Origin of the sequence: Streptomyces sp. NTH33 (assembly GCF_003236365.1) — a bacterium.
In the GTDB taxonomy this organism is placed as follows: domain Bacteria; phylum Actinomycetota; class Actinomycetes; order Streptomycetales; family Streptomycetaceae; genus Streptomyces.
On the sequence record NZ_POTZ01000434.1, the window covers coordinates 1 to 5,815 of the forward strand.

Consider the following 5,815-nt stretch of genomic DNA (forward strand, 5'->3'; position numbering starts at 1 on the left):
GGGTGCGGGCCGACTTCGAGGCCGGGCGGGTGCACGTGGTGCGCGGCGGCAGGAAACTGCTCCGCACCCGGCACCACCTGCAGGCCGCCGGGCTGACCGAGGAGCAGTGGCGGCTGCGGTGGCGGGCGACGCGACGCACCAGGCGACGGGGTGGGCGTTCTCAACGTTCGGGGCGGCCTGAGCCACGACGGCAGCGGCCTGAGCCACGACGACATGAGGGCCGCCCGGACCGACGACACCCGGCGGCCCCCTGGCGGAACCGCGCAGTGTCATGTTTCCGCCACGCAGGGCCATTCCTGCGGCAACGCGCCGCGTGCCAGTCTCCGCGAGTCCCGGACGGGCGATCTCCGTCCGGTCCTTCCACGAGGAGAGGGGTACGAGTGCGCGCATACTCCAGACGCTCCACACGTGCGCGGCGGACCGTCCTTGCGCTGGCCACGGCGTGCATCGTCGCGGTGATCCAGACACCGTCCGCCGGTGCCGACCCGGGCCCGGCACGGCCGCGGTCGTCGGACTCGGGCTCGGGCATGCTCGACGCCCACGGTCACGGCAAGCCCGACAAGGACCTGCCCGGGGCCCACAGATCCCCGTCGGCCAAGGCCAGGGGGGCGGCGGCCGAGGCCGACGTCCGGGTGAGCTGGAGCCGCTACGGCACCCCGGCGGCGGTCGTGCCGGACGGCGAGGGCACCACGCTGGCGACCGGACTGCCGGCCGCGCCCGAGCAGGCCGCCCGCGCCTACCTGAAGGCCACCGCGGCCCTGTTCGGGATCTCCCCCGACCAGGTCGACGGCCTGAAGCTGGTGTCGAACACGCCGATCGGCAAGGGTGCGGCGGTGCTGCTCGCCCAGGAGGTCGACGGCCTGCCCTTCGGCCGGGACGGCCAGGTCGCCGTGGGCGTGGTCGACGGCACCGTGGTCAGCGTCACCGGCGCGCTCACCCCCGTCACCGGCACGCCGCAGCCCGCGACGCTGTCGGAGCAGGACGCCATCAGGGCCGCGCTGGCCGACGTGACCCTGTCGCCCGGCAGACTGACCGGGACCGCGGACACCGGGAAGTGGCAGAAGTACGAGGCCGCGGACCTGGACGGCACCCAGATGGTGCGCCCGGTGGTCGTCGCCGACCCCGACGGCACGGTGCGCTCCGCCTACCAGGTGCAGGCGGGCACCGCGGGCGAGGAGCCGGAGCTGTACGACAGCATCGTCGACGCCCGTACCGGCGACGTGCTGGCCCGGCACTCCCTGGTGGACTCCGAGCAGCTGGTGGACGGGACCGAGGACGGCAACCCCCGGTGGAAGGTGTTCCCCTTCTCGCCGCCGCTGGACGACTCCTCCGCCGACACCCGGGAGACCTGGTGCTGGACGGCGGCGCCGGGCTGCGACCGGACGGTCGGCGACGACGCGCCGGGCGCACCGCACCAGGCCTGGGACATCGCCTCCGGCAAGGGCGGCGGCACCTACGGCAGCTCCTACAAGCCGGGCACCACGCTGGGCTCCAGCGCCTTCGCCAGTGACGGCCTGAAGGCCACCGGGCGCAACTGGCTCAACATCACCCCGGACGTACGGCCCGACCGCGCCTACGACTACTCCTACACCGACGCCTGGCACGCCAGCGGCTGCGACCCGAAGGTGCTGACCGACCCGGCCCAGCCGGACCGGGACGCCGCGATCGGCAACTTGTTCGCCCAGCACAACGTGATGCACGACTTCTCGTACCACCTCGGGTTCACCGAGAAGGCGTGGAACATGCAGCACGACAACTACGGCCTGGGCGGCAAGGGCGGCGACCCGGAGATGGGCGTGGCCCGCTCCGGCGGCAGCAACCCCAGCACCCGCAACAACGCCAACCAGAGCACCGGTGCCGACGGCGGGGTGGCGCTGACCAACATGTACCTGTGGCAGCCGCAGGCCGGTGCCTTCTACGGGCGCTGCGCCGACGGCGACTTCGACGCCTCCGTGATCGGCCACGAGTACACCCACGCCATCACCAACCGGATGATCGCCGGCCCCGACGCGGGTATCTCCGGCTCCCACGGCGGCTCGATGGGCGAGTCCTGGAGCGACCTGGTCGCCAGCGAGCGGCTGATCGAGACCGGCGCGGTCCCGGCCGGGGTGAACCCGTGGGTCGTCGGCCCGTACGTGACCGACAACAACGAACGCGGCATCCGCAACTTCGCGATCGACAGCAACCCTCTCAACTACTCCAACTTCGGCTACGACATGGGCGGGGCGGAGGTGCACTCCGACGGCGAGATCTGGAACGCCGTGCAGTACGAGGTGCGTCAGGCGCTCGTCGGCAAGCACGGTGAGCCGTCCAGGAAGACGCTCGCCTCGTGCGCGGCCGGCAAGACCGCGGTGGAGGACTGCGGCGGCGGCCGCCGCTGGATCCAGCTCATGTTCGACTCCTACCTGCTGATGGCCGACGGCCGGATCACCATGGTCGACGCCCGTGACGCGATGCTCGCCGCGGACCGGATCCGCTTCGGCGGCGCCGACGTGGACGTCATGTGGGCGGCGTTCGCCAAGCGCGGCCTCGGCATCGGCGCCACCGCCACCTCGACGAGCGACACCCGGCCGCACGCGGACTTCTCCACCCCGGACGGCAAGAACGGCACGGTGACCTTCAAGATCACCGACGGCGGCAGGGTGATCGAGGGCGCCAAGGTCCACATCGGCCACTTCAGCACCCGCACCACGCCGGTCGCCGGCACGGCCTCCGGCCTCGACACCACCGCGCGCTTCACCCCCGGCCGTTACGACGCGGTCGCGGTCGCCCCGGGCTACGGCCTGATGCGGTTCGACTTCCAGGTCGGCGGCAAGTCCAACCGGACCGTCCCGGTGCACATGGAGCGCAACCTGGCCTCGGCGGCGGCCGGCGCCACCGTCACCGGCGACGGACTGAACCTGGGCCGTCTCATCGACGACGACGAGGGCACCAACTGGGCGTTCGTCGGCGACAAGGCCAGGACGTCGGTGGTCGGCAAGGGCGTCACCGTGCACCTGGCCGGCGACGGTCCGAGCAAGATCCGCCGCATCCAGGTCAGCGCCCTGAACCGGCCGACCGACAGCAGGGACCCGGGCGGCGACACCGGCAGCCAGAGCCGCTTCTCGGCCCTGCGCCAGTTCCAGGTCTCGGCCTGCACCCGCACCGAGTCGGTGGACTGCTCCAAGCCCGAGCAGTTCCGCCCGGTCTACACCAGCCCGGCGGACGCCTTCGCGGCGGGCAAGCCGCGCCCGGCGGCGCCGGACCTGACGATGCGCAGCTTCGGCATCCCGCAGACCACCGCGACCGACCTGCGCTTCGAGACCGTCACCAACCAGTGCATCGGCGGCCCGGCGTTCGCGGGCGAACAGGACAACGACCCGAACAACGTGACCGACTGCGCCACCGGCTCCACGGCGGCGTTCAACGTGCGGGCCTCGGAGTTCCAGGTGTTCGAGCACTGATCAGGCGGCGGTGACGGTGCGTCCGGCACCGGCACCCCGCACGGTTCCGCGAGGGCCCCGACCCGTCCGCACGGGTCGGGGCCTCTCGGTGCGTGGCGGCCGTCCGTCACAGCCAGCCGCGGCGGGCAGCCTCCCAGGCCAGCTGCATCCGGGTCCGGACCCCGGCGAACTCGATCAGGTCGCGGATGCGGCGCTGGACGGTGCGCAGGCTCGTGCCCAGCTGCCCGGCGATCGCGGTGTCCGTCAGCCCGGTGAGCAGCAGCGAGAGCAGGAGCAGGTCCTCCGGCGCAGGGGTCCGGTCGGACTCCCTCTCGCCGGCCAGCCCGTCCTCGGTGAGCACCAGCGGGGAGGCGCCCGCCCACAGGCTCTCGAAGAACGCGACCAGGGCGTCGAGCAGCGCGCCGGGGCGGATCAGAAGGGCGGACGGCTCGGCCGACGGGTCGGCACACGGAGCGGCCGACGGGTCGGCGGGCGGGCTGCCCGCGCCGGAGGACCGTGCGGACGAAGACACCAGCATGGCCAGCTCCCGGTCCGCGACCACCATCTTCACCGGGACCTCCGCGGCGACCCGGGCCTGTTCTCCGCGCCCGACGAACTCCCGGATCCGGTACACCTCGGGCGGCACCTCCAGCGCCGACCTCTCGTAGACCGCGCGGTACCGCACCCCCGAGGCCAGGACCTCCAGCTCGGTGTCGTTGCCCCGGGACGGCACCGCCACGTTCGGCGGCTTGCACAGCGCCAGGATCTCGCCCCGGGCACCGCGTTGCAGCTGGTCGAACGTCCGGGCCATCGCCTGCGCCCCGGTGACGGTCTCGACCGCCTCGCCCGCACCCCGGCGCCGGGCCTCGCTGTGGTACTCCTCGGTGAGCTTCGCCATCACGGACTGCGCGGCCTGCAGCTCCTGCTGCCGGCTCAGCAGCAGCGGACCGAGCGCCAGGTCCGGCGGCGACGCCCGGAAACGGTGTGCCGACCCCTCCGCGCGGCTCACCAGCCCCTTGGCCTCCAGCGTGTCGAGGAGCGCGGCCGCCTCCCGCCCGGACAGGCCCAGGCTGCGGGCGAGCTGGGACGGCGTGGCCTCCGGCACCCTGACCAGGGTGCGGTACGCACGTACCTCCACGGAGTCGAGACTGGCGGTCTCGAACATGGCGCTCCTCTCCTCCTCCGGTCCCGCACCGGTCCCCGTCACCGGGACCGGCTTCCGGTCGGCCGGAGCCGCCGGAGAGAAGATCTTGTCGCGCCACCGTCCTCTTCCGCCAGCAGTGCGTACGCCGCGAAGGGCCCCGCTCCCCGGGCGCGGGCCCCGAACGCGCACCCTCACCAACCGCGTCGGGTTCGGCGCTCCCACCCGACCAGAAATGATCAAGGGGTCGTTTCCGAGTACTCGGAAACGACCCCTGCTCTGCGACTCCTTCGAGTCGGGACGACAGGATTTGAACCTGCGACCCCTTGACCCCCAGTCAAGTGCGCTACCAAGCTGCGCCACGTCCCGTGGCGTTCGTGCGGTGGTCCGCGTGAACGCGCAGGTAAACCTTACCGTATGCGGGCCTTCGCGGGTTCGCAGGCCTCCTGTTCGCTGTCGACGGCCTCGGCGTACGCGAAGAAGTCGTCGACCATGCGGTGGAACAGCGTCGCGAGCCGGCGCAGCTCCTCGGGGGACCAGTCGGCCAGGGCCAGCTGCATGCTGCGGGCGCCGGCCTCGCGTACGCGGGTGATGGCGTCCCGGCCCGCCTCGGTGAGCCGGATGCGCTGGGCCCGGCGGTCGTCGGGGTCGGGGACGCGGGTGACGTGGCCGGACTTCTGCAGCTGCTGCACCGTGCGCGTCACGTGGGAGGGCTCCACGCCGAGGCGGTGGGCCAGCTCGCCCGGCCGCTGCGGCTCGCAGTCGGCCATCTGGCGCAGCAGCGCGACCGCCGCGCGGTCCAGCGGCACACCCGCCAGGCCCATCAGCCTCTCGTGCTGCCGGGCCCGCGTGCTCAGGTAGGTGATGCGCATCAGGGCGCGCTCGATCTCGGCCACTTCCGGCGAGACCGGTCCGGTGGGCGACGATGAGGTGGGCATAATCCGGAGCTTACCACGTAGTTGCCTTACGCAAGTAAAGTCCGGCCTCTCCGCTCGGCGCCGCGGTCGGCGGGTGCACGCCGCCGGCCGTCCCCCTCCCACAGCCGACGGCGTGCGGCGGTGCGGCGGACGGAGGGCGCCGGTACGGGCGGGACGAGCCCCAACCCGGCCGCGCGCTCCGTCAGTTCGCGCCACACCTTCGTTACCACGGGTACCCCGTCCGCCACGCGTTCCACCGCCGACGCGGCGCCGCGCCCACCGGGGGCGTGGGCGGTGCGTCAGCCCGCGGTGGGGAGCGGTTCCCACCCGGGGGC

General features: G+C 73.1%; 3 protein-coding genes and 1 tRNA gene. 1 reads left to right on the forward strand and 3 read right to left on the reverse strand.

Features of this window, described 5'->3' with window-relative positions; genetic code table 11:
• The first annotated feature begins 380 nt into the window (after positions 1 to 380).
• A complete protein-coding gene (locus C1I97_RS29715) occupies positions 381 to 3,443 on the forward strand; it encodes a M36 family metallopeptidase (protein ID WP_220040874.1) in 3,063 nt (1,020 codons plus the stop codon).
• Positions 3,444 to 3,549: 106 nt separating this feature from the next.
• Here the strand turns inward: C1I97_RS29715 and C1I97_RS29720 are convergent, their stop codons facing one another.
• From C1I97_RS29720 to C1I97_RS29730, 3 genes are all read right to left on the reverse strand, one after another.
• Positions 3,550 to 4,587: a helix-turn-helix domain-containing protein gene (locus tag C1I97_RS29720; protein WP_111006200.1), complete on the reverse strand. Its 1,038-nt coding sequence runs from the start codon at positions 4,585 to 4,587 to the stop codon at positions 3,550 to 3,552.
• 271 nt (positions 4,588 to 4,858) lie between these two features.
• Positions 4,859 to 4,932 (reverse strand) — tRNA-Pro (locus C1I97_RS29725).
• Between the two features lie 41 nt (positions 4,933 to 4,973).
• On the reverse strand, positions 4,974 to 5,501 hold the full coding sequence (locus tag C1I97_RS29730) for a MarR family winged helix-turn-helix transcriptional regulator (protein WP_111006201.1): 528 nt from the start codon (positions 5,499 to 5,501) through the stop codon (positions 4,974 to 4,976).
• Between the last annotated feature and the right edge of the window lie 314 nt (positions 5,502 to 5,815).

Coding starts and splice junctions, on each gene's coding strand:
- C1I97_RS29730 (WP_111006201.1), bottom strand. CDS start 5,501: ATGCCCACCTCATCGTCGCCCACCGGACCGGTCTCGCCGGAAGTGGCC.
- C1I97_RS29720 (WP_111006200.1), bottom strand. CDS start 4,587: ATGTTCGAGACCGCCAGTCTCGACTCCGTGGAGGTACGTGCGTACCGC.